Source organism: Enterobacter sp. PTB (genome assembly GCF_051130085.1).
Lineage (GTDB): Bacteria > Pseudomonadota > Gammaproteobacteria > Enterobacterales > Enterobacteriaceae > Enterobacter > Enterobacter ludwigii.
Window position 1 is genome coordinate 1 of sequence record NZ_JBDKEE010000028.1, and the last position, 23,929, is coordinate 23,929.

The 23,929-nt window shown below is 54.1% G+C and carries 16 protein-coding genes and 1 pseudogene; 5 read left to right on the forward strand and 12 right to left on the reverse strand.

Annotation, left to right across the window (positions count from 1 at the left end):
- The 3 genes from AAIR21_RS23340 to AAIR21_RS23350 form a co-directional block, all read left to right on the forward strand.
- Nucleotides 1-301, forward strand: a 301-nt coding sequence (locus AAIR21_RS23340) for a transposase (RefSeq protein ID WP_434682358.1), incomplete at its 5' end; no start/stop codon positions are given.
- 34 nt (nt 302-335) lie between these two features.
- Nucleotides 336-6,209 carry a DUF3320 domain-containing protein gene (locus AAIR21_RS23345; RefSeq protein ID WP_422701949.1) on the forward strand — a complete coding sequence of 1,958 codons (5,874 nt, stop codon included), beginning with the start codon at nt 336-338 and terminating at the stop codon, nt 6,207-6,209.
- Between the two features lie 251 nt (nt 6,210-6,460).
- The gene (locus AAIR21_RS23350; RefSeq protein ID WP_422701947.1) at nt 6,461-6,688 is read left to right on the forward strand and encodes a hypothetical protein; all 228 of its coding nucleotides are present in this window, start codon (nt 6,461-6,463) and stop codon (nt 6,686-6,688) included.
- Nucleotides 6,689-6,806: 118 nt separating this feature from the next.
- Here the strand turns inward: AAIR21_RS23350 and AAIR21_RS23355 are convergent.
- The 4 genes and pseudogenes from AAIR21_RS23355 to acs form a co-directional block, all read right to left on the reverse strand.
- Nucleotides 6,807-7,061: pseudogene (locus AAIR21_RS23355) on the reverse strand (plasmid partitioning/stability family protein); the annotation flags it as partial.
- Between the two features lie 10 nt (nt 7,062-7,071).
- Nucleotides 7,072-8,028, reverse strand: coding sequence for a plasmid segregation protein ParM domain-containing protein (gene parM, locus AAIR21_RS23360; RefSeq protein WP_422701946.1), 957 nt, complete (start codon nt 8,026-8,028; stop codon nt 7,072-7,074).
- 430 nt (nt 8,029-8,458) lie between these two features.
- Nucleotides 8,459-9,649, reverse strand: coding sequence for a tyrosine-type recombinase/integrase (locus AAIR21_RS23365; protein ID WP_422701944.1), 1,191 nt, complete (start codon nt 9,647-9,649; stop codon nt 8,459-8,461).
- Nucleotides 9,650-9,853: 204 nt separating this feature from the next.
- Entirely contained in the window at nt 9,854-11,812 is a 1,959-nt protein-coding gene (gene acs, locus AAIR21_RS23370) for an acetate--CoA ligase (RefSeq protein WP_020882831.1), read from the reverse strand.
- A gap of 423 nt (nt 11,813-12,235) precedes the next feature.
- Here acs and gltP point away from each other — a divergent pair, with 423 nt between their 5' ends.
- On the forward strand, nt 12,236-13,549 hold the full coding sequence (gene gltP, locus AAIR21_RS23375) for a glutamate/aspartate:proton symporter GltP (RefSeq protein WP_013095082.1): 1,314 nt from the start codon (nt 12,236-12,238) through the stop codon (nt 13,547-13,549).
- 75 nt (nt 13,550-13,624) lie between these two features.
- On the opposite strand, the gene AAIR21_RS23380 is transcribed toward gltP, so the two are convergent.
- Both AAIR21_RS23380 and fdhF read right to left on the reverse strand, forming a co-directional pair.
- Nucleotides 13,625-14,299, reverse strand: a complete 675-nt coding sequence (locus tag AAIR21_RS23380) for a tetratricopeptide repeat protein (protein WP_014168236.1) — start codon at nt 14,297-14,299, stop codon at nt 13,625-13,627.
- A 324-nt stretch (nt 14,300-14,623) separates the two neighbouring features.
- Entirely contained in the window at nt 14,624-16,771 is a 2,148-nt protein-coding gene (gene fdhF, locus AAIR21_RS23385) for a formate dehydrogenase subunit alpha (protein ID WP_078774721.1), read from the reverse strand.
- A gap of 255 nt (nt 16,772-17,026) precedes the next feature.
- Between fdhF and AAIR21_RS23390 the strand changes: the two genes are divergently transcribed.
- A complete protein-coding gene (locus AAIR21_RS23390; RefSeq protein WP_014168239.1) occupies nt 17,027-17,758 on the forward strand; it encodes a response regulator in 732 nt (243 codons plus the stop codon).
- Here AAIR21_RS23390 and AAIR21_RS23395 read toward each other — a convergent pair.
- The 6 genes from AAIR21_RS23395 to AAIR21_RS23420 all read right to left on the reverse strand — a co-directional run bounded on the left by AAIR21_RS23395 (nt 17,755) and on the right by AAIR21_RS23420 (nt 23,885).
- Nucleotides 17,755-18,762 carry a carbohydrate kinase family protein gene (locus tag AAIR21_RS23395; RefSeq protein WP_183516913.1) on the reverse strand — a complete coding sequence of 336 codons (1,008 nt, stop codon included), beginning with the start codon at nt 18,760-18,762 and terminating at the stop codon, nt 17,755-17,757. The two genes, AAIR21_RS23390 and AAIR21_RS23395, sit on opposite strands and share 4 nt — an antisense overlap.
- Complete coding sequence (locus tag AAIR21_RS23400; RefSeq protein ID WP_183516906.1) at nt 18,759-19,619, reverse strand: ketose 1,6-bisphosphate aldolase; 861 nt, start codon at nt 19,617-19,619, stop codon at nt 18,759-18,761. The genes AAIR21_RS23395 and AAIR21_RS23400 overlap by 4 nt, the downstream gene beginning before the upstream one ends.
- A gap of 10 nt (nt 19,620-19,629) precedes the next feature.
- Nucleotides 19,630-20,316 carry a D-lyxose/D-mannose isomerase gene (locus AAIR21_RS23405; protein ID WP_020882825.1) on the reverse strand — a complete coding sequence of 229 codons (687 nt, stop codon included), beginning with the start codon at nt 20,314-20,316 and terminating at the stop codon, nt 19,630-19,632.
- 84 nt (nt 20,317-20,400) lie between these two features.
- On the reverse strand, nt 20,401-21,342 hold the full coding sequence (locus AAIR21_RS23410) for an ABC transporter substrate-binding protein (protein ID WP_014168243.1): 942 nt from the start codon (nt 21,340-21,342) through the stop codon (nt 20,401-20,403).
- Between the two features lie 30 nt (nt 21,343-21,372).
- Complete coding sequence (locus AAIR21_RS23415; protein WP_014168244.1) at nt 21,373-22,368, reverse strand: ABC transporter permease subunit; 996 nt, start codon at nt 22,366-22,368, stop codon at nt 21,373-21,375.
- Complete coding sequence (locus tag AAIR21_RS23420; protein WP_020882824.1) at nt 22,365-23,885, reverse strand: sugar ABC transporter ATP-binding protein; 1,521 nt, start codon at nt 23,883-23,885, stop codon at nt 22,365-22,367. Before AAIR21_RS23420 ends, AAIR21_RS23415 begins: the two co-directional genes overlap by 4 nt.
- Nucleotides 23,886-23,929: the final 44 nt, after the last annotated feature.

The following is a 23,929-nucleotide window of genomic DNA, read 5'->3' on the forward strand; positions in this document are numbered from 1 at the left end:
GGAAGTATCTCGCGTCAGTCCTTGCGGGCTGCGGGGTTTCGTAATCTTTCCCTGGTGGGCCTGGCTGCTAAATATCGAGCTTCACTATCTGCCTCCGTACAGCCCTAATCTGAATCCGATAGAACGGCTGTGGAAGGTGATGAATGAGCAGGTGAGAAACAACCGCTACTTCCCCTCGCCAAAAGTGTTCCGTGAGGAAATACATCACTTCTTCAGCGATAAATTACCGCTCATCGCCGGGACGCTGGCTGGTCATATTAATGACAACTTCCAGATGCTGAAAAATGCATCTTCAAGTTAATCGTGTATAGAATAATTTCTCTTAAGGAGAAACAATGAGTATTAAAGCGCATGTGAGCATTGCGCGTAAACTGGGGTTTACGTCTCACCAGAATGCGGTTCCTTTGTTACGTGAACTGGCATTGCATAACGAGTCAGAACAAACGTTTGAGAATCTGACGTTGCATCTGCAGACAACACCTGGAGTGCTGGAAGCTAAACAATGGAATATTGACTGCTTACTTCCCAGTTCATCCCTTGATATTCGCGAGCGGGATGTGAAGCTGAATGCGGAATGGCTGGCTGAATTGACGGAAAGTGTGGCATGTGAAGTTACACTCACCTTACGGCAGGGCGAGGTAACGCTTTTCTCGCTGAATTATCCCCTCGAAGCACTGGCAAAAAATGAGTGGGGGGGCAATGCCATGGTCGAACTCCTGCCTTCTTTTATTATGCCAAATGACCCTGCCGTGGATCGTCTTCTGAAAGCGACGTCGGATGTGCTGCGCGGTGCGGGGAAAAACGATGCGCTTGATGGCTATGAAAGCAAATCCAGAACCCGTGTTTGGGAGATGGCTTCAGCACTATGGACGGCTATCTGTAATCAGAGTCTCAGCTATGCATTGCCCCCTGCCAGCTTTGAGTGTAACGGTCAGAAAATTCGGACTCCGGGTGCCATTATGGAAGGCAAGGTAGCGACTTGCCTGGATACAACATTATTGTTCGCTTCAGCGCTCGAACAAATGGGGCTTAACCCACTGGTTTATCTGAGTGAAGGGCATGCTTTTGCAGGTCTCTGGCTTCAGCCGCAGGAATTTGCTCAACTGGTCACTGAAGATGTCTCTGCGGTCCGTAAACGCGTTGATTTGAAAGAAATGGTGGTGTTCGAAACAACGCTTGTCACAAAAGCACACCCGCCATCATTTACACAGGCCAGTGAAGAAGCGCTCAAACACCTGACTGAAGAAGAGTTTCATGCAGCTATTGATACCCGTCGCGCCCGCATGCAAAAAATTCGCCCTCTGGCGCTCGGGGGGATCCGGCTGGAAAGCGAACCTGATTCAGTGATTGAAGTCCATCATGGCTTCGAAGATGCTCCTTTACTCCCTTCTTTTGATCTCGATATCGAGATTGATGGTAAAAAAGAAACATCCGGGCGGCTTGTACAATGGCAGCGAAAATTACTCGATCTGACGACCCGTAATCGCTTATTGCACATGCCGGAGAGTGCAAAAGGGATACGGCTAATTTGCTCTAACCCGGGAAATCTGGAAGACAAGCTGGCAGAGGGTAAGCGGATCCGTATTGTTTCGTTACCCGATCTCGAAAGCGGGGGGCGGGATGCTGAGCTCTATCGCCAGCAGACCAATGAAAACCTTCGTGAAGAATATGCCAGCCAGGCGCTGGAGCGTGGCGAAGTGGTCTCACTGCTGGAAAAAGAGCGTCTGGAATCATCGCTCATCGATCTATACCGTAAGTCTAAAAGCGATCTTGAAGAAGGTGGAGCAAATACCCTCTTCCTTGCTGTCGGTTTCCTGAAATGGAAAAAGTCTGCCGATGACCCAAGGAGTTATTCAGCTCCCCTTATCCTGCTCCCTATTCAACTGGATCGAAAAAGTGCGCTGTCAGGCGTGACGATGCGTCTTCTGGAAGAGGAGCCCCGCTTCAATCTGACTCTGCTCGAACTTCTTCATAATGATTTTGCGTTGACAATCAACGGGCTGGATGGTGAGTTACCGACCGATGAGAGCGGGATCGATGTGGATGGTATCTGGAATATGGTACGCCGTGCAGTGCGCGATATGCCCGGTTTTGAGGTCATGCGGGACGTTGTTATCGGCACGTTCTCTTTTGCCAAATATCTGATGTGGAAGGATCTGATCGACAGAGCGCCACAACTGATGCAGAGCCCGCTCGTGAAATACCTCATTGAGCGCGGAAAAGAGGATGTCATTCTTGAGAAAAGCGGCGAAATCATTGATGCAGATAAACTTGATGATGTGCTGAATATCGAAGAGCTTTTCCTGCCATTACCTGCTGATTCCTCGCAAGTAGCCGCTGTAGTTGCCTCTGCAAAAGGTCGCGATTTTGTCCTCGATGGGCCGCCAGGAACGGGAAAATCCCAGACCATCGCCAACATGATTGCGCATAATCTGGCACTGGGAAGACGTGTTTTATTTGTTGCTGAGAAAAAAGCGGCGCTGGATGTAGTTTACCGACGGCTGGAAGCCCAGGGATTGGGTGAGTTTTGCCTGGAACTGCATTCCAGCAAAACGTCAAAAATGGATTTCCTCAAACAACTGGAAAGAGCATGGGATACCCGTGATTTTCTGACGACCCAGGAATGGGGAGAAGAAGCAGGCAAGGTGCAGCGCCTGCGAAACAGACTCAATGGTATTGTTCGCCTGCTGCATCAGCGCTGGTCGAACGGGTTAACTCTCCATCAGGCGATGGGGCGGGTGATTAAAGATGCCAGCGTCGTAACACCTCACTTCACCTGGGCGGCGGGTACCCTCCATACGCACGAACAAATGACAGTGTTCAGAGAGGTTACCAAACGTCTTGAACTCAACCGTGATACTTTCAGGCAACATGATGGTCATTTCTGTGCGATTAATCAGACGGAGTGGACGAATGGCTGGCAATCGTCGCTGGTAGCTGAGGCTCAGGGGATCCCGCTAAAAATTGAGCGCCTCGAAAAATCGGCTGAAGCATCACTGGCGGCCACCGGGATTACCCTGGATTCAGGTGAACCGGATAAACTTCTTCAGTTGGTCACGCTTTGCGAGCTGCTATCAAAAGCTGCCGGAATTGATTTTAGTTTTATGTTTACGCCGGATGCCGGTGCAAGAATTGATGCTGCGAAAGCAACAATAGCCCTTCTTCGTGATATCAGCTCCACGAAGTCACAGCTGTCGGTCAACTACCCTGATAACAGCTGGCAGAACTCCAACGTGCAACAGATTAAAGCTGCGCTGGAAGAGGCGGATAAGAAGTTCTGGTTCTTTGCGAAGAAAGCCCGTAAAAAAGCCACAGTTGAGTTTATGCGACAACATGCACTGAGTACGCAGCCTGACTTTGCTGTCGATCTTTCGGCTATCGAAAAACTTCAGTCGCTAGATAAGCAGTTGTCGGAACTTGCACTTTTGATCGCCGGGTTCCCGGGGTGGAAGGGTCTTGATACGGATTATTCAGCCCTGCAAAACACGCTGGAATTGGCCGACGCCATTCGTGGAGCACTGGCAGTGTTTGCTTCTTCCCCTCAACAGCTTGCTGATATCAGAGCGGCAGTCAAGACGCTGATGATTGACGCCAACGAGCTGCTTGACGCCCATGGTGCGATTGCGGCTCTGACCCGCAATTTGCGTGAGTCAATTTCAGAGTTAAACGATGCCAGAGTGATATTCAGTCAGATAATAAAGGCATCAGAGCGCGATCTGACGGTACCTGTGTTGCGTGATTGTGCTCAGGGTATTGTGTTGCATCAGTCTGCACTGAAAGCCTGGAGTGACTGGAACCGTGTCCGTGAGGAAGCCGTTGGGCTGGGATTATTACCGCTGGTGGATGCGCTCGTGCAGCTTGAGTCTGGTGATATCAGTGCCAGTGAGCTGTTTGAAACGGCGTATTGCCGTTGGTTTGCATCATGGGTCATTGATGCTGAACCGCTGTTGCATAATTTTGTCCCTGCGGAACATTCGAGCGATATTGAAGCGTATCGTACACAGACCGATCGCCTGGCTAAACTGACTGTTCGTTATATTCGTGCAAAACTGTGCGGTGTGATCCCGGCAAAAAATGAGGTCAGTAAGCAGGGCGGTTTTGCATTGCTTAAACATGAGTTGCAGAAATCCCGACGTCATAAACCTGTCCGACAGATGGCTGCTGAAATGGGCGATGCGATGTCTAAACTGGCTCCCTGCATGTTAATGAGCCCGCTTTCCGTTGCTCAGTTTTTACCGTCGGAGCTGGCGCTGTTTGATCTCGTTATCTTTGATGAAGCGTCCCAGATTTCTCCGTGGGATGCTATCGGGGCGATGGCGCGCGGTAAGCAGGTTGTTGTTGCAGGCGATCCCCGTCAGATGCCGCCAACGAGTTTCTTTAATCGCGCGGCAAATGATACTGATGATACTGAAGAGGATATGGAAAGTATTCTTGACGAGTGCCTGGCTGCGGGCCTGTATAACCACAGTCTGAACTGGCACTACCGTAGTCGTCATGAAAGTCTGATCACTTTCTCGAACCACCGGTACTACGACAGTAATTTAATCACCTTCCCGGCGTCCGAAACAAAGTTAAGTGCCGTACAGTGGTGCAAAGTTGAAGGCGTTTATTCCAAGGGGAAAGGGCGCCATAATCAGGCAGAAGCTGAGGCCATGGTTGCAGAGACGGTAAAACGCCTTACGGATAAGGCATTCATCGCGTCAGGAAAATCGATAGGGATCATTACCCTGAATACCGAACAGCAGAAGTTGATCAACGATCTGCTGGATCGCGCCCGCCAACAGCATCCGGAAATTGAGCCGTTTTTCCTGTCTGAACAGGGAGAGCCTGTTGTTGTAAAAAACCTGGAGACGGTCCAGGGGGATGAACGTGACCTGATTATGCTCGGTATTGGATACGGTCCGACGGAACCGGGTGCTAATACGATGTCAATGAACTTCGGGCCCCTGAACCGTGAAGGGGGCTGGCGTCGACTCAATGTTGCTGTCACCCGTGCACGTCAGGAAATGATGGTGTTCAGCTCTTTTGAACCTTCTCTTATCGATCTTAACCGTACCAGCGCGCGTGCAGTTGCTGACCTTAAACACTTTATCGAGTTTGCTCAACGCGGCCCGATGGCGATGGCGCAGGCTGTCCGTGGTTCAGTAGGCGGATACGACTCTCCTTTCGAAGAGGCGGTTGCCAATGGGCTCCGAAACAAGGGTTGGCAGGTTGTTTCCCAGATTGGTGTATCGCGCTTCCGAATTGATTTGGGCATTGTTCATCCCGATAAACCCGGAGATTATCTGGTTGGGGTTGAATGTGATGGTGCCACTTATCACAGTGCGGCCACTGCACGGGATCGCGATAAAGTGCGTAGCGCTATTTTGCAGGGGCTGGGCTGGAAGCTTCTCCGCTTGTGGTCAACTGAGTGGTGGATTGATAAGGCGGGAGCGCTGGAAAGGCTGGATGCTGCGATTAATCAGCTTCTGGAGGAGTCCAGGGCGGAAGAAGTTGCTGCTGTAGAAGATGTGCAGATATCCGACGAATTGCCTGTCAGTGAGGGCGGCGAGGTCGAAAGCGAACAATGTGTTTCAGCGCCTGCTGACGATGCGATATTAACAGTGATACCTAAGAACAGCAAGGTGACAATCCTCGCCACAGCGACCGACGATGAAGCAGAAGGCGCGTTGCCGGAGTTAAAGTATGCCGGTTCAGCGACAGGTGAAGCCGTTTCGTCGGGGAAAGCCGGTCAATATGTTGTCAATGAGCTGAAAAACTGGCAGGGGAAGACGGATCCAGAGAAGTTCTATGTCGGTGGCTATGATGAGACGCTCAAAGCGCTTATTGCTGATGTGCTTAATACTGAAGCACCTGTTCTGGATATAACTCTGGTTCAACGCATCGCGCGTGTACATGGGTTTAGCCGGGTAGGAAGACTGATTCGTGAGCGCGTCATGGAGATCGTGGATCAGCAGTATCATGTTGCGACAGATCCGTCTGGTGATGATTTTATCTGGCTGTCTGAAACCCAGCGTACAGACTGGTGTTCATTCCGTCTGCCTGCTACGGATTCGGATATTCGTCAGGTTGATGCAGTTCCAAGCGAAGAGTTACGGGCGCTGGCCTTAAGTCTTAAAGGCGATAATCTCATACCTGAGATGGCCCGATCTCTGGGAATTAAACGATTAACCAGCCAGGCAAAACAACGGCTGGAGTCAATTTTATAAATTGTAAATGGACCTTACCGGCAGAAGCAAAATAAAAGCTTTGCTGTCACTCCCGTAACCCTGCTCCCCGTAGAAATAGCGGAACGGCAGCCAGACGTTATTGATGGCGCACTTCTGAATGTGCCGAAAAATGACGACAACGCAGAACTGTGCTGTGAAGTGCATCTGCCGGGGGGCTCTTTAAAACTCAGTGGTGCGGTGACGCCAGCCCTTCCGCAGGCGCTGATCGGTGAAATGAAAAGGAGTCCACGATGATCTCCCTTCCTGCGGGTACCAAAATCTGGCTGGTTGCCGATGTCACGGATATTTCGTTTATCGGCTGCTGCCCTAATCGGGAAATGTACATTCTCCAGCACCGCTGCAGGAGCAGGTTTAACGCTGGTGGTAAAAGAAAGCAAAAAAAGAATACAGTCATAAAAGGACGCCCGACCATTAAGGCTGAGCGTCCTGTTTTTTATTTAGTTATTGTAATGATATAACATCAATTATAAATCATTCTGGCAGAGAACCCGCCAGATTTTTCGCTGAAACGCTGCTGGTGGGCTGCTCCGTTACCACTGGTTGTGGTTCTGTAGTCGTCTCCGTTACAGATGGAACAGAACCCGACTGAATGCTCAGAAACGACGACAGCATGGTTCGCAGTGTTTCCGGGCCCGTGTTGTCAGCCAGCAGTGCGGCCAGTACAGACGGCAACCTGCTGTCAATCTCGCCCAGCGCTATACCAGCCAGTAATGCCGTTCGTGACAGTTCACCGCGATCTCCCCGGTGATGCGCCTCAATACGCGCATCTGCAAAGCGCTCGCTGGCATGTGTTGCAGGGCGCAGATAAATCAGCACTTTTCTTCGGTTCATTCCACCTCCATCAGCCAATAGCTTTCAGACCATGCACCAGCGCGAACTGCGGATCCTGAGCCACAAAGAAACGATCTTCGCGCAGGTTAACATGAGTACGTATGTCATCAGCCAGTAGGCAGGCTCCACCGCCAACAACCGCAACATGGGTATAGCCTTTGAAGCGATCTATCGCTTCCAGCACCCGCGCCCGGTAACGCGCGATACCGCTGTGGATTGCCTGTTTGATTCCATCGACAGCAAGTGGATCGTTGATATTGTTCGCCAGGTACGTGTCGTCGAAACGTTTGATAATCAATCGGTCCACGTTGTAGCGGGACAGCGCCATACCGGCTTTACGTAACGCCTGCTGCACTTCATCAGTCACCAGCGATACGCCTAAGGTCGGATCGCCGTAGATACGCGACACCGAAGACATCTGGCCCGCCACCTGTGAGATATCCAGCGTCGTTCCGCCTGGATCAACAATCAGCACTGAGTTGGAGGACGAGAGTTGATCGCACAGCGCAATCCCGGCAGGAATGGACTCCGGGCGCACGGTAACGCGGGTGATGGTAAACAGGTGACCGTTATTCAGTTCCACAGGTTGCATCAGACTCTGCTTCTTGCGCTCAATGTTATCAAGCCGGTACTGCGCGTCTTCATCGTAGAACTCCGACAGCGGCAGCGTCACCACGATATCCACGCACTGGGGAGAAAGCCCGCAGGTCCGTAACGCGTGATGGACTGCTACGGCGTTGAGCGGGCTGTACTGCCATTCGATATTGCTGGTGGTAAGTGTATCAGGGGAAATGAGGTCAAACGAGTATTTCTCCTTGCCTGCGGTGTAGTTAAACGGCTTACCGTTACCAAACGTGGCTGACCATCCGCGTCTGAAGCTGTTGGGACTGAGGTGGGTGAAGGTCCTGCCGTGCTGCTCCCACAGCATTTTGATGTGAGTCGAACCATCGTCGATGTAAATGCGCATATTGCACCTTAGTTGAGTCAAGTGTGAATTGAGATTGAGTTATCCGGCGTTGCCGGAAGAGTGAAGAGCGGTTATTGAGTCAAAGCTGAGAGCACAATGAGATGAATCAGCGCCAGCGAGCGCTCAATGAGAAATGGCAGTGCAGCCAGTGAGACAAGGATGAGAAATCTTTTCATTTGGTCTGTTTCCTGTATGGAGGGCTGTGACCCTGTTTGCAGGGTGTAATCACCACACAGAATTGAGGCAGTGGTCAGTGGTAAATTCATGCACTGAAATACCTGAGATTTTTGTATTTCAATACGATAGCGTTAAAATAAAACCATGGTTTATTTTAAATAAAATTGAGGATTGTGATTGCTGAGAACTGACGACTGGAAGGGATTGAAATAAAATGAAAGGTGCCCAACCGCGAAAGCTGAGCGTCCTGGGATTACGCCGTTTTATCTCCACGGCTCAGACTATCTATATGGTCAGCGTACCACTGCATCATTTCACGTCGGTTATCCAGATACAGCGCATGGTTGTATACGCCACGGATAGCATTTTTGTCCACGTGAGCAAGCTGCAGTTCAATCCACGCGGAGTTAAACCCGGCGTCATGAGTGATGGTACTAAAAGTATGACGAAGCCCGTGTGCCGCGGTGTGTTTATGCCAGCCGATTTGTTCCAGAAAATCGTTGATGCAACGCCTGGTCCGGGGTTGAGCCGGGTTACGTGCGCCTGGAAATATATAAGGCGAGTTCAGCGATGCTGTGAGTGCCTGAATTTGTTTCAGAATCTCTACTGCCTGCGTGGATAATGGCACAATATGAGGCCGTCGCTTTTTCATACGTTCTTTTGGGATCTCCCAGATAGCTTTATCAAAGTCGATCTCATCCCAGCGGCCCTGACGCAATTCCCCGGTACGTAGCGCCGTCAGCATAAGTAACAGTGTCCCCTTTGCCATTAGACGCCGGGACTGGCTGAGATCCCGCATAAAGGCCGGAAGTTGCTCAGTATCCAGGCTACGGCCTTCCCCCCGTTCTGGTGGCAGCAGTGCGCTGCTGAGATGTGCAGCTGGATTGATTGCTGCCCGGCCAGTAATGATGGCGTGCGTAAATATCTGCGTGCAGATTTGGCGGGTTTTCCGCAGGGTTTCCAGTTTTCCATCCTTTTCAACCTCCCGCAGGCAGTTTAAGACTTCCATTGGCTGGATCTCTGTAACGGGACGATGACCAATAAAGGGATAAACTTTGTTTTCCATGCGGGCGATCTGGTCGTTCAGGTAACGTTCGGTCCACTGGCGTGTTTTGTGAGCGAACCATTCGGTAGCGATCACCTTAAAGGTGTTTTCAACACTGGTTCTGTGGGCCTGTTTGCTTGCCTGTTTTTCGTAAGACGGGTCTTTTCCTTCCCTGAGTAGTCTGCGGGCGTCTTCACGGCGGGAACGTGCTTCAGCCAGGGTGACAGTCGGGTAAACACCAATAGAGAGTTTTTTCTCTTTCCCGACAAAACGGTACTTGAGGTTCCAGTATTTGGCACCCGATTTTTTGACCAGCAGATACAGCCCCTGACCGTCCGTCAGCTTGTAATCTTTGTCTCTGGGTTTAGCCGTTTCTATTTGACGGGCAGTTAATGCCATAGCGTTAGATTCCTGTTAGTTGCCCCCGGAGTAGCCCCCAGAAGCGAATTGATTTCCGTTGACTTCAAAGGGGCATGATAGACATGGGGGAGAGTGTAAATCCAGTAGTTGCAGCATGGTGCGTAGGGGATGTTGAAGCGTGTTGACATTGGTGGATATCAACACGCATTTATAGATCCTCCCGGTGGGAGAGGGGAGATCGCGTTACGATGGCATTGCGATGGACTGCTTCTCTTCGAGCAGTTTTTCCACCACGCCAGGATCGGCAAGCGTTGAGGTATCACCGAGGTTGCTGGTGTCACCGGCTGCGATTTTGCGCAATATGCGGCGCATAATTTTGCCTGAGCGGGTTTTCGGCAGAGAGTCGGTCCAGTGCAGTACGTCCGGCGTGGCAAGCGGGCCAATCTCTTTACGTACCCAGTTGCGCACCTCGGCATACAGCTCTGGTGACGGCTCTTCGCCATGATTCAGCGTGACGTAGGCGTAAATCGCCTGGCCTTTAATGTTGTGTGGGATCCCGACGACGGCGGCTTCGGCGATCTTCGGATGAGATACCAGCGCGGATTCAATCTCCGCGGTACCCAGACGGTGGCCGGAGACGTTAAGCACGTCGTCCACGCGCCCGGTTATCCAGTAATAACCGTCCTCGTCACGCCGGGCGCCGTCACCGCTAAAGTACATGTTTTTAAAGGTCGAGAAGTAGGTCTGCTCAAAGCGCTCGTGGTCGCCGAACAGGGTACGCGCCTGGCCCGGCCAGGAATCGGTGATCACCAGATTGCCTTCGGTGGCCCCGTCCAGCGGATTGCCTTCGTTATCCACCAGCGCAGGTTGTACGCCGAAGAACGGTTGAGTTGCTGAACCGGCTTTTAACTGCGTCGCACCCGGCATAGGGGTGATCATAAAGCCGCCGGTTTCGGTCTGCCACCAGGTGTCCATCACCGGGCATTTTTCGTTGCCGATTTTCTTCCAGTACCACTCCCAGGCTTCCGGGTTGATGGGCTCGCCAACGGAACCGAGGATGCGCAGCGAAGAGCGGTCAGTGCCTTCAATGGCCTTATCGCCTTCCGCCATTAATGCGCGGATCGCCGTTGGGGCGGTATAGAGAATATTGACCTTGTGTTTATCGACCACCTGACACATGCGCGCCGGCGTTGGCCAGTTCGGTACGCCTTCAAACATCAGCGTAGTGGCACCACAGGCCAGCGGGCCGTAAAGCAGGTAGCTGTGACCGGTGACCCAGCCTACGTCGGCAGTACACCAGTAAATGTCGCCCGGATGGTAGTCGAATACGTACTTGAAGGTGGTAGCGGCATAGACCAGATAGCCGCCGGTGGTGTGCAACACGCCTTTCGGTTTGCCGGTTGAGCCGGAGGTGTAAAGAATAAACAGCGGGTCTTCCGCGTTCATCTCTTCCGGCTGATGCTGATCGCTGGCTTTTTCAATCAGATCGCTCCACCACAGGTCGCGTCCTTCGTTCCAGTCGATCTTGCCGCCGGTACGCTTGAGGACGATGACGTTGCTGACGGTTTTCACGTTCGGATTTTTCAGCGCTTCATCGACGTTTTTCTTCAGGGGAATGCCACGGCCAGCGCGCACGCCTTCATCGGCCGTGATCACCAGTTTCGAGCTGGAATCGACAATACGTCCGGCTACCGCTTCCGGTGAGAAGCCGCCAAAAATCACCGAGTGAATCGCACCGATGCGCGCGCAGGCCAGCATGGCTACCGCCGCTTCAGGCACCATTGGCATATAGATAGCCACCACGTCGCCTTTTTTAATGCCCCTTTCCAGCAGAACGTTGGCAAAGCGGCACACGTCGCGGTGCAGTTCTTTATAAGTAATGTGTTTGCTTTGAGAGGCGTCGTCGCCCTCCCAGATAATGGCCGTTTCATTACCGCGTTCGGCAAGGTGGCGGTCAAGACAGTTTGCTGCCAGGTTCAGCGTGCCGTCTTCGTACCATTTAATGGAGACGTTGCCGGGCGCAAAGGAGGTGTTCTTCACCTTCTGATAAGGTTTAATCCAGTCAAGAATATGGCCCTGCTCACCCCAGAAGACGTCCGGGCTGGAGACGGATTGCTGATACTTCTCGTGGTACTGCTCCGGGTTTATCAGGCAACGGTCCGCAATGTTTGCGGGAATGTCGTGTTTATGTACTTGGCTCATGGCTTTTTTTCTCCTTGTAAGATGTTAATAATATGTCGCAAAAACGTTAATAGTAGGGGCTTTACAAGCTTTGTTTATTATTTGGGCTACAGATCACGCATTGTTTGAAGAGTATGAAAAATGAGCGAATGAAACTTTGAAGGAAAATAATTCACCGTGCCGATTATTCACAATTTCGATTAAAAAAGCCTTTTTATAACAAAAAGTTATTGATGGGAATTGTGACAAACTCACGTCATGACCGCTTTTTGCAGCGAAATGTGCCGTTCTTTAAGGCTTGCGCAACATGCCGCGCAAATGATACTCATACGCCGCGTTAAAAAATCCCATAAACCAACGCAACACAATTCATACCCTTTCAGTATGTATCCATATTCATGCAGTTTATGTGAATAGGGCGCTTCATTGAGGAAGTCAGTTTCTATGAAAAACGTTAAAGTCAGCCTGGCCTGGCAAATCTTGCTAGCCCTTGTGCTGGGTATCCTGCTGGGTAGCTACCTGCATTATCACAGCGACAGCCGCGAGTGGCTGATTGCGAACCTGCTCTCGCCGGCAGGGGATATCTTTATTCATCTGATCAAGATGATTGTCGTACCGATTGTTATCTCAACGCTGGTCGTCGGCATTGCCGGTGTGGGGGATGCAAAACAGTTAGGCCGTATCGGCGCGAAGACAATTCTTTATTTCGAAGTGATCACGACGATTGCCATCATTCTGGGCATCACACTGGCGAACGTGTTCCAGCCAGGATCCGGGATCGATATGTCGCAGCTGGCGACGGTGGATATTTCGAAATATCAAAGCACTACCGCTGAAGTACAGAGCCACGCGCATGGCCTGATGGGAACCATCCTTTCGCTGGTGCCGACCAACATCGTGGCTTCCATGGCGAAGGGCGAGATGCTGCCGATCATCTTCTTCTCGGTGTTGTTTGGTCTGGGTCTCTCCTCCCTGCCTGCCACGCACCGTGAACCGCTGGTCACCGTGTTCCGCTCAATTTCTGAAACCATGTTCAAAGTGACTCACATGGTGATGCGCTACGCGCCGGTTGGGGTGTTTGCGCTTATCGCGGTAACCGTGGCGAACTTCGGTTTCGCCTCCCTGTGGCCGCTGGCGAAGCTGGTGATTCTGGTTCACTTCGCCATCCTGTTCTTCGCGCTGGTGGTACTGGGAATTGTGGCGCGCCTGTGTGGGCTGAGCATCTGGATCCTGATCCGTATTCTCAAAGATGAGTTGATTCTGGCGTACTCCACGGCAAGCTCTGAAAGCGTACTGCCGCGTATTATCGAGAAGATGGAGGCCTACGGCGCGCCGGCATCGATTACCAGCTTTGTGGTGCCAACCGGCTACTCCTTTAACCTGGACGGCTCAACGCTGTACCAGAGTATTGCGGCTATCTTTATTGCTCAGCTGTACGGCATTGACCTGTCTCTGTGGCAGGAGATCGTGCTGGTGCTGACCCTCATGGTGACCTCAAAAGGCATCGCAGGCGTACCTGGCGTCTCCTTTGTCGTCCTGCTGGCGACCCTGGGCAGCGTAGGGATCCCGCTGGAAGGTCTGGCGTTTATCGCCGGTGTCGACCGTATCCTCGACATGGCGCGTACGGCGCTGAACGTAGTGGGTAACGCCCTGGCGGTGCTGGTTATCGCTAAGTGGGAGCACAAATTCGACCGTAAAAAAGCGCTGGCGTATGAACGCGAAGTGCTGGGTCGTTTTGATAAGACTGCAGACCAGTAAAATAAAAAGGCCGGGGTTAACCCGGCCTTTTCGCATTCCCTCTCTGTCCAAAAAGAGAGGGCCTGATGTGAGGCTTTACTCCCCACTCAACGCGTCAAATTCTTCACATCCCGTATCAAACCCTTCGGTACAGCTCAGGTTCAGCCAGTAGAGCGCTTTCTGCTTATTCGGCGTTATAAAGCCTTTCTCGCCCTGCTGGAACAGCATTCCGGCCCAGTACTCCGCGTAACCCGTACGCGAAAGGGAGGAGCTGCGTTTGAACCACGACGCGGCTTTGACGTCGTCCTGCGCCACCTCAACGCCGTTGGCATAAATCATCCCCAGCAGCATTTGCGCATCCACCGCGGAGTCGTTGTCGATATCTTCGGTTGCCGTTTGCAGCAGTGCGATGGCCTGTGGGTAGTCAGTTTTTCCTGCCTGGGTGTTGACCAGCACGCGCGCCAGCATAATTGCGCCGCGTTTACTGCCGGCGATAGTGGCCTGCTGCGCCAGCGCTTTGGCCTGCGCGTAATCGCCCTGTGTAAACTGGATTTGCGATAACAACGCCATGGCGTCGACATCGCCCCCTTTTGCTGCTTTCTCTGCCCACTGCGCGGCCTGCTTGCTGTCGCCGGAACTGAAGTAGGTATCGGCAAGGTAATACTGGGCGCGGGCGTCACCCGCTTCCGCCTGTTGCTTGTACTGGCTGCCAATCTCATCCGCGTGAACGAGTGACGTAAAAAATAACAACATCAGAAAAATTGATTTCATGGATTCTTATCATCTGGGTACACGCCGCGCAGTATAATCGTCGTCGCAGAAGAAAAAAACGGGCGCGGTAAAGGTGAATGAACATTTCCCGGTGCCCGCCGCGTTTCGTCTCACAATAATGCTTGTGAAAGAGGGCATTAGACGCTCGTGGGGGAGATTCTCTCACTGAATTAAAATACAAAGCCGGGTATTTATTTCGGTGCTAATGACATTATTGATGCGGGGCAGTGTGCACAATATATATTGATAATATAAATAGCTTATTAAGAAATAAAAAAGGGGTGAATAAGTCACCCCCTTTTATTCATCGATTAATTAACGGCATTAACCCAACGCGCTTTCGCGCAGTCTGGCTTTCAGCTTGCTATATTCGTCAATCACATACTGTTCCGCGGCGTGCTGGTCAGCAATCGGCTCCACGCGTACGGCGCAGTACTTATACTCCGGCGTTTTGGTTATCGGGCTTAAGTTCTCCGTCACCAGTTCGTTGCAGGCACCAATCCACCACTGGTAGGTCATATAGACCGCCCCTTTGTTAGGTCGGTCGCTGACCTGCGCACGGGTAATGATGCGTCCTTTACGCGAGTGCACCCAGATCAGGGCTTCATCTTCAATACCCAGACGCTCTGCGTCAGCGGTGTTGATCTGCGCATAGCCCGGTTCATCCGCCAGTGCCGCCAGCGCAGCGCAGTTACCGGTCATCGAACGACAGGAGTAGTGGCCCACTTCACGCACGGTAGAGAGCACCATCGGATACTCATCGGTGAGTTTATCGATTGGCGCGACCCAGTCGCAGGTGAAGAACTGCGCCAGTCCGTTCGGGGTGTCGAACTTCTCTTTAAAGAGATACGACGTGCCCTGATCGGCCTCTGACTCATCGCGGCATGGCCACTGAATATACCCCAGCTCACCCATTTTCTCATAGGTGGCACCGGTGAAGTCCGGACACAGTTTGCGCAACTCGTCCCAGATTTCCTGAGTGTTGTTGTAATGCATCGGATAACCCATGCGGGTGGCGATTTCGCTGATGATCTGCCAGTCGGTTTTCAGATCCCACTTCGGCTCCACCGCTTTGAAGAAGCGCTGGAAGCCACGGTCTGCCGCCGTGTAGACACCTTCATGCTCGCCCCATGACGTTGACGGTAAAATCACATCCGCCGCCGCCGCGGTTTTGGTCATAAAGATATCCTGGACAATCACCAGTTCGAGATCCTCAAAGCCTTTACGCACCGCTGACAGCTCGGCGTCGGTCTGCAGCGGATCTTCACCCATAATGTAGGCGGCACGCACTTCACCGTGCGCCGCACGGTGCGGCAGCTCGCTGATGCGATACCCGGTATGTTCCGGCAGGCTCTCCACGCCCCAGGCCTTCGCGAATTTCTCACGATTTTCCGGGAACTTAACGTACTGATAGCCCGGATAGGTATCCGGCAGTGCGCCCATGTCACACGCACCCTGCACGTTATTTTGACCACGTACTGGGTTCACGCCCACATGCGGTTTGCCCAGATTTCCGGTCAGCATCGCGAGGCTTGTCAGGGAGCGTACGGTTTCCACGCCCTGATAGAACTGGGTTACGCCCATGCCCCACAAAATGGCCGCGGTTTTCGCCCCGGCGTACATCCGCGCTGCCTGGCGGATCTCTTGCGCGCTTACGCCGGTTATCGCTTCGACGGACTCCGGCGTGTAGCCTTCGACAATTTTCCGATACTCGTCAAACCCTTCCGTACGGGTCGCGACGAACGCCTGGTCGTACAGATTCTCCTCAATAATGACGTGGCCCATCGCATTCAACAGCGCGATATTCGAGCCGTTTTTCAGTGCAATGTGCATATCCGCAATACGTGCCGTTTCAATTTTGCGCGGATCGCAGACGATGATTTTCGCCCCATTCTGTTTGGCGCGAATCACGTGGTTCGCGACGATAGGGTGAGAATCCGCCGGGTTATAGCCAAAAATAAACACGAGATCGGTGTTATCTATCTCGTTGATCGCATTACTCATAGCGCCGTTACCGACCGACTGGTGCAGACCTGCAACCGATGGGCCGTGTCAGACGCGAGCGCAGCAGTCGACGTTATTGGTACCAATAACGGCGCGCGCGAATTTTTGCATTACATAGTTGGTTTCATTACCGGTACCGCGTGAAGAGCCGGTAGTCTGGATCGCATCCGGGCCATACTTGGCTTTGATGGCGCTCAGGCGCGTGGCGACATAATCCAGCGCCTCGCTCCAGGAGACGGCTTCCAGCTTGCCACCGCGCTCGCGGCGAATCATAGGGGTTTTCAGGCGTGGGGTAAGGATTTGGGTATCGTTAATAAAATCCCAGCCGTAGTAGCCTTTCAGGCACAGCGTGCCCTGGTTGGTTTTCCCCTGGGCGGCCTCCGCCCGGACGATTTTGCCGTTATCGACCACCAGGTTGATCTTGCAACCCGAGGCACAATAAGGGCAAACCGTGACGACTTTTTTCATCAGTCTGCTCCAGTTAATCAATGCTTACGCCCCATTATGCAGCTTCTATGCCATGTTTTTATTGTGGGTATCAGCAGACTTTACGGCCAACAGAGGGGCAAAACCCTGACGAAAAACAGCCAATCGTCAAAATTGACGTGTCGAATGGGCAGTGGATGTGACATGGGTTGTAATTCCGTCATGTAAAAGTCAAATTGGCTGGAGCCGACGGCAGAATAGTTCAGACTTAACATAATCCCCTGATGGAAGCATGCGATGAAACCGGCGATTCTGGTGGTTGATGACGATACCGCAGTCTGCGAGCTGCTGCAGGATGTGCTGAGTGAGCACGTCTTTAGCGTGCTTGTCTGCCATAACGGCCAGGACGCGCTGAGTCTGGTTCAGCATGAGCCACACATCGCCCTTGTCCTGCTGGATATGATGCTGCCGGATATCAACGGCCTGCAGGTATTACTGCACCTGCAAAAGCAACGTCCGGAGCTGCCGGTGGTGATGCTGACCGGGCTGGGCAGTGAGTCAGACGTGGTGGTGGGGCTGGAGATGGGGGCCGACGATTATATTGGCAAACCGTTTAACCCGCGCGTGGTGGTTGCCCGGGTTAAAGCCGTGCTTCGCCGTACCGGGGCGCTGGCCGCAGACACCCCGGTGCCACGCGTGGCGGGCGTGACGTTCAATGGCTGGACGCTGGATACCTCCCGCTGTGAACTCAGCGATCCGCAGCGTAACCCCGTACCGTTGACCCAGGGAGAATATGGTCTGCTGCTGGCGCTCACCCAGAACGCCCGGCGGGTGCTCAGCCGGGAACAACTGCTCGAGCTGACGCACAGCGAAAGTGCCGAGGTGTTCGACCGCACAATCGATGTGTTGATCATGCGCCTGCGCCGTAAAATAGAAGCCAACCCGCATCAGCCCGCACTCATTAAAACCGTCCGTGGGCTGGGCTACGTCTTTGCTGCCGATGTGTCTCACAGCGAGAAAGCGGCTTAAATATTCTCTTTAATAAACAGCTGCAGCTCGGCCAGCGTTTTTGCCCCATCAATGGCGTTCGCAGCCAGCAGGCTTGCCCGCGCGCAGGCATGGGCCAGATAAATACTCTCGATCAGCGGCAACGCTTCATGGCAGCCGTATAAGAAGCCTGCGCAGAAGGCATCACCCGCCCCGACGCTGCCGATAATCTCTTCCCGCTCCAGCAACCAGGAGGGGATCCAGCGCCCTTCATCGTCCGGTGTTAACCCCCACGCCCCTTCCGGACAGTGGATCACCACCCGCTGACGCACGCCAGCCGCCAGAAGCTGTGAGGCGGCTTCCGCGATATGGGCAATGTGCGGGGCATCGTTCTCGTCGCGCATTTCCAGCCCGCTAAACTCGCCGGCTTCCAGTTCGTTGATGACCAGATAATCAAGATGGCGCAGGGCAGGGAGGACCAGCGGCTGATAGCGCGGGTCACCCTTTCGCGAGACCAGATCGAGCGAGGTTTCATACCCCTGATCGCGCATCTGGGCCAGCAGCCGTGCGCTGCGGGTGCCGTACTCGTCATCGGGCATATCCAGGCTGTCGAGCAGTAACAGGTAGCCGAGATGGAAAATCTTCATCGCGCCGTCGAGGCGGTCGAAGACGGGCAGATCCAGAAGACGGTTGGCGCCCGGGGAGTGGAAAAAAGTGCGCTGCCCGCTGGGGTCGGTCATAACCTGCGACATAGAGGTTGGCGCAAAAGTCGTGCGCTGCACCCGCTGGCGGTTGACGTGATACTGATCGAGCATCGCCAGGATGTAATCGCCGTCGCTATCTTCGCCAATCAGGCCGACGGCCTGCAGCGGCAGGCCAACGTGCATTTTGGCCAGCGTCAGCAGGACGTTCAGCGGCGCACCGCCGGTTGAACGTTCGCTGTGGGTAATCTCCGCCAGCCAGCCGCGTTCCGGCCATTGCACAATCTGGTGGACGTGATCCACCAGCATATTGCCGGCGGCGATAATCCCTTTACGTTCCATTATGCCTGCCCCGCGCTGCCAAAGATGCGCATTTGCGCGGCGACCGTATCGGTAATCGCCTCCTCTATGCCCAGCAACAGTTCTGCAAATTCATCGTACAGAGGCAGACGTTTTGCCATCCGTTGCTCAACGGCAGAGAGCGCGGCCTGTGACATGCCGGTATAAAAGTTGATTTTATGGATCCCCAGCTCGATGGCGCGACGAAAATCGGCATCGCTGATGCCGGAGCCGCCGTGTAAGACCAACGGCAGGCCGGTCTGCTGGCGAATGGCGTCCAGACGAGGGAAATCGAGTTTTGGCTCGCCTTTGTATTTACCGTGCGCGTTGCCAATGGCGACCGCCAGCGCATCAATGCCGGTGGCATCGACAAACTCGCGTGCCCGCAGCGGGTCCGTAAACAATGCTTCATCCGCCTGGCCATACAACGCGCCACCTTCGTCACCGCCTACCGCACCCAGCTCCGCTTCTACCGATACGCCAACCGCGTGGCACATCTTCACCACCTCCCGCGTCTGACGAATGTTTTCTTCATAGCTCAGGGTGGAGCCATCAAACATCACGGAGCTGAAGCCTACGCGCAGCGCACGTACCACCGCCTCGAAATGCAGGCCGTGATCGAGGTTGAGCACCACCGGAATATCATGACGGGCGGCTTCAAACCTGACCGCTTCGACCAGCGACTCCAGGGAGACATACTTAAAGTGGACTTCCGCAATATTAATGATAAACGGCGAGCGTTCCTGTTTCGCGGCAGCAAACAGCGCGCGCAAAAAATGGGAGTCGAGAACGTTAAACGCGCCGAGCGCGTAGCGGTGTTTCCTGGCGTGCTCAAGACCGTCGGCAAGAGAAATCAATGGCATTATTTACTCCTTATTTCCGAAACAGGTTGTACTCGTTGCACAACACCAGCACCGCCGGTTCGTCTTCTTCGATATTGTTATAGCGGGCAATGGGCTGTAAAAAATGGTTATCGTGTTCATCGTCATTCACCGATGACACTTCCCCCACCAGTACGTCGCCAAAACCGCGTTCGCCCCAGAAACTGTGGTACAGGCCGGGGGGGAGGCAGATGCTGTCCCCGGGTTGCAGGCGTAACTGACTGCCGGGCGCGTGGGTCTGCAGACAGCCGTCGAGGGTAACGGTCACGTCGGTATTTTCAGGTTCTTGATGTGCATCGGCATTCCATAACTCGACGATCAGGTTTCCGCCGCCACGGTTGATGATGTCTTCCCGTTTACGCCAGTGAAAATGCATGGGCGTCACCTGACCATCCCGGACGTGCATGATTTTTTCGGCATAGCACTTTTCATAGGGCACGCCGTTCGGTGAGCCATTGCGCAGGGTAAAGAGCGTTAGCCCCTGTGCGGCAAAATGGTCGCTGCCGAATGCCGTTACGTCCCAGCCAAGCCTGAGATCAAACACTTCCTGCCAGGTGGCCGGGTCAAGCTGCTGCCATTTCGTCGGCGGAAAACTGGCAAAGGGAGGGAGATGCACATCGTGCATGGAGAAGAACTGCCGCGTGTGGCCAAGGATTTCATTGATTTCGGAGCGTTTCATGGGGCCCCCTGGACGCTATGTCAGGCCTCACCCCAACTCTCCCGCGAAGAGAAGATCAGGGTGAGGGCATCAAACCGCACTACATCACTTCACTGTCCACCCCTTATAGGATCCGACGTTCTTTTTATCGATCATCGTCACCGGGATCAGCACAGGCTCTTTAGGCGCAGGTTTGCCCTGCAGAATGTCATAGCCGATCTCAACCGCTTTTGCCGCCATTACCTGCGGATCCTGAGCCGGCGTCGCGACAAACAGGGAGTTTTCACGCTTAAGCGCTTCTTCGCCGTCCGGACTACCGTCTACGCCAACGATAAAGAATTCATTGCGTTGGGCCTGTTTTGCCGCCAGATCGGCACCGATCGCCGTCGGATCGTTAATCGCGAACACGCCGTCGATCTTCGGATTGGCCGCCAGCAGTGAGGTCATCACTTCCAGACCGCCTTCACGGCTACCTTTGGCGTTCTGGTTATCAGAGAGCACCTTGATATCCGGATGTTTTTTGAACTCGGTCTGGCAGCCTTCGACGCGGTTTTGCACCGCGGACACTGGCGGCCCGTTGATGATGACCACGTTGCCTTTGCCTTTCAGGCGGTCAGTAATGTATTTACAGGCCATTTCCCCCGCCTGGGTGTTATCGGAGGTGATGGTGGCATCCGCCCCTTCCGCCGCGACGTCAACCGCGACAACCACGATCCCGGCCTCTTTCGCGCGTTTAACCGCCGGGCCGATCCCTTTGGAATCCGCGGCGTTAAGGATGATCATGTCCACTTTGGCCGCAATAAAGTTGTCGATCTGCGCCACCTGCTGGCCGAGATCGTAACCGCTGGAGACCAGCGTCACTTTGACGTTATCCCCCGCCAGTTTGCGCGCTTCCAGCTCGGCACCTTTGGTGATCTGCACGAAGAATGGGTTGGCCAGGTCGCCCACCGTCACGCCGATGGACTTCAGATCTTTCGCCTGCGCAAACGGCGTTGCGGCAAGCAGCGCGCCAGCACAGAGCGCGGTCACTAACGGTTTCAAACGCATCTTCTCTTCCTCGCTTGTAGGGTATTGTTGTTATGCACTTTGATGGTGTCGGGTACGGTATTTGTCGATCAGCACCGCTATGATGATCACCGCCCCTTTGATCACCAGTTGCCAGAAGTAGGAGACGCCCATCAGCGTCATGCCGTTGTTAAGCGTGGCGATGATCAGCGCCCCCACCAGCGTGCCGGTGATCGTGCCGATCCCGCCAACAAAGCTGGTACCGCCGAGGATCACCGCCGCAATCGCATCCAGCTCGTAGCCCATGCCCAGGTTGCCGTTGGCGCTGTAGAGACGCGAGGCACTCATCACGCCGCCCAGGCCCGAGAGCAGCCCGCTCATGCCGTACACAAACAACAGCACCAGCCAGACCTTAATGCCTGTCAGACGCGCCGCCTGCATGTTGCCGCCAACCGCATAAATGTGAACGCCAAGCGTGGTGCGGCGCAGAATAAACCAGCACAGCACAATGACCGCCAGCGCGATCACCACCAGCCACGGAATGGGGCCGAGGTAGTTATTGCCGATCCACTCAAAGTTAATGTTGGAGTTAATGACGGTCGTACCGTCCGCCAGCAGGTAAGCCGCACCGCGCAGGGCCGTATAGGTACCGAGCGTCACGATAAACGGCGGCAGCCCGGCAAAAGCCACCAGCGCGCCGTTGAACAAACCCAGCACCAGGCCGAGCATGAGCGCTGCCGGAATAGAAAGCATGGCGAACTCAGGTATTAACGACACCACCATCGCCGCCACGGCCGTGGTGCCCAGAATGGAGCCGACAGAGAGGTCGATCCCGCCGGTCAGAATGATGAAGGTCATCCCTGCGGCCAGTACGATGTTGATCGACGCCTGGCGGGTGATATTGAGCAGATTACTTTCGGTAAAGAAGTTAGGCGCGATAAAACCAAATACCGCCACAATCAGGATCAAGATGGGCAAAATGCCGACCGTCTGCATCAGATCGCTCATCAGCATTTTTTTGGCAGAGGCGGACTTCGCCACCTGCTGCGGATGGGTTGAATTTGTCATAGTTGCACCGCCTGATGATGAGAGTCGTTCACGCCGGTCGCCAGCGTCATGATGTTTTCCTGAGAAATTTCTGCTCCGTGAAGTTCACCTGCAATGCTGCCTTCACGCATGACATAGACGCGGTCGCTCATGCCGACGATTTCCGGCAGCTCGCTGGAGATCATCAGGATCGCCACGCCCTTGCGCGCCATCTGGTTCATGATGCGGTAGATTTCACTTTTCGCCCCGACGTCGACGCCGCGCGTCGGTTCATCCAGAATCAGAATGCGTGGGCCGATGGCCACCCAGCGGGAGATAAGCAGCTTTTGCTGATTGCCCCCGGACAGGCCGCCCGCGCGGACCTGTGAATGCGGCACGCGGATGTTAAGCAGGGCGATCGCATCGTCAGAAATGGTCTGCGCTTTTTTGCGGTTCAGCATGCCGAAGGTGGCGTCGCGCTCCAGCGTCGCCATGGTGATGTTCTCCTGTGCGGCCAGCTCGAGGAACAGCCCTTGTTCTTTGCGGTTCTCGGTGAGAAAACCGATCCCGTTGTCGATGGCGGCACGCGGGGAGTGGATCACCACCGGTTCGCCGTCGACCTCAATCATGCCGCCCGTGGCTTTGCGCGCGCCGAAGATCAGCTGCGCCAGTTCGGAACGTCCGGCGCCCACCAGACCTGCCAGCCCGACAATTTCTCCGGAACGCACCTGCAGACTGCAGGGGAGCACTTTCTTGCCGTCGGTAAGGTGATGCACGTTAAGACGCGGGCTGCCGAGCGGGATATCGCGCTCTTTGTTAAACAGATCGCTTAGCGGACGGCCGACCATCATCTTCACCAGTTCAGAGGCGTTCAGTTTGTCGCGCGTCAGGCTACCGACGTACTGCCCGTCACGCAGAACGCTGACGCGATCGGAGAGTTCATACACTTCCGCCATGCGGTGGCTGATATAGATAATCGCCATTCCTTCCTCTCGCAGGCGCAGTATCAGCTCGAACAGGCGATGGGTTTCACGTGAGGAGAGGGCGGCGGTGGGTTCATCCATCACCAGAATGCGGCTGTTGCGGTGCAGCGCGCGGGCAATTTCAACCTGCTGCTGCTCGGCGATGGTCAGCCTCATTACCAGGTCGGTCGCCTTGAAGTGCGCGCCCAGACGGTCAATCACCGCCTGCGCCTGTGCGGCCATCTCTTTGCGCTGTACCAGCCCCGCGCGCGACAGCTCGCTGCCCAGGAAAATGTTTTCAGCGACGGTCAGATTGGGGGCAAGCTGCATCTCCTGATAAATGAGGGTGATACCCGCGGCCAGCGCGTCCTTTGGCCCTTTGATGTGAAACGGCTGTCCGTCAATCAGGATCTCGCCGCTGGTGGCGGTGTAGGCGCCCGCGAGGATCTTCATCAGGGTACTCTTTCCTGCGCCGTTTTCCCCCATCAGCGCGTGGATCTCACCGGGGTACACCGTCAAATCCACACCCTTGAGCGCGTGGAAATGGCCAAACGTTTTGGCAATGTTGCGCATCTCCAGTACCGGGGTTCTGCTCATGGCGGATCTCCTTGAATGTCGATATCCGCACTTCATCACAGGTT

Bases quoted from the DNA above. Each gene is read 5' to 3' on its own strand.
- AAIR21_RS23345 (WP_422701949.1), top strand. From the start codon at position 336: ATGAGTATTAAAGCGCATGTGAGCATTGCGCGTAAACTGGGGTTTACG.
- AAIR21_RS23350 (WP_422701947.1), top strand. From the start codon at position 6,461: ATGATCTCCCTTCCTGCGGGTACCAAAATCTGGCTGGTTGCCGATGTC.
- parM (WP_422701946.1), bottom strand. From the start codon at position 8,028: ATGCGCATTTACATCGACGATGGTTCGACTCACATCAAAATGCTGTGG.
- AAIR21_RS23365 (WP_422701944.1), bottom strand. From the start codon at position 9,649: ATGGCATTAACTGCCCGTCAAATAGAAACGGCTAAACCCAGAGACAAA.
- acs (WP_020882831.1), bottom strand. From the start codon at position 11,812: ATGAGCCAAGTACATAAACACGACATTCCCGCAAACATTGCGGACCGT.
- gltP (WP_013095082.1), top strand. From the start codon at position 12,236: ATGAAAAACGTTAAAGTCAGCCTGGCCTGGCAAATCTTGCTAGCCCTT.
- AAIR21_RS23380 (WP_014168236.1), bottom strand. From the start codon at position 14,299: ATGAAATCAATTTTTCTGATGTTGTTATTTTTTACGTCACTCGTTCAC.
- AAIR21_RS23390 (WP_014168239.1), top strand. From the start codon at position 17,027: ATGAAACCGGCGATTCTGGTGGTTGATGACGATACCGCAGTCTGCGAG.
- AAIR21_RS23400 (WP_183516906.1), bottom strand. From the start codon at position 19,619: ATGCCATTGATTTCTCTTGCCGACGGTCTTGAGCACGCCAGGAAACAC.
- AAIR21_RS23405 (WP_020882825.1), bottom strand. From the start codon at position 20,316: ATGAAACGCTCCGAAATCAATGAAATCCTTGGCCACACGCGGCAGTTC.
- AAIR21_RS23410 (WP_014168243.1), bottom strand. From the start codon at position 21,342: ATGCGTTTGAAACCGTTAGTGACCGCGCTCTGTGCTGGCGCGCTGCTT.
- AAIR21_RS23415 (WP_014168244.1), bottom strand. From the start codon at position 22,368: ATGACAAATTCAACCCATCCGCAGCAGGTGGCGAAGTCCGCCTCTGCC.
- AAIR21_RS23420 (WP_020882824.1), bottom strand. From the start codon at position 23,885: ATGAGCAGAACCCCGGTACTGGAGATGCGCAACATTGCCAAAACGTTT.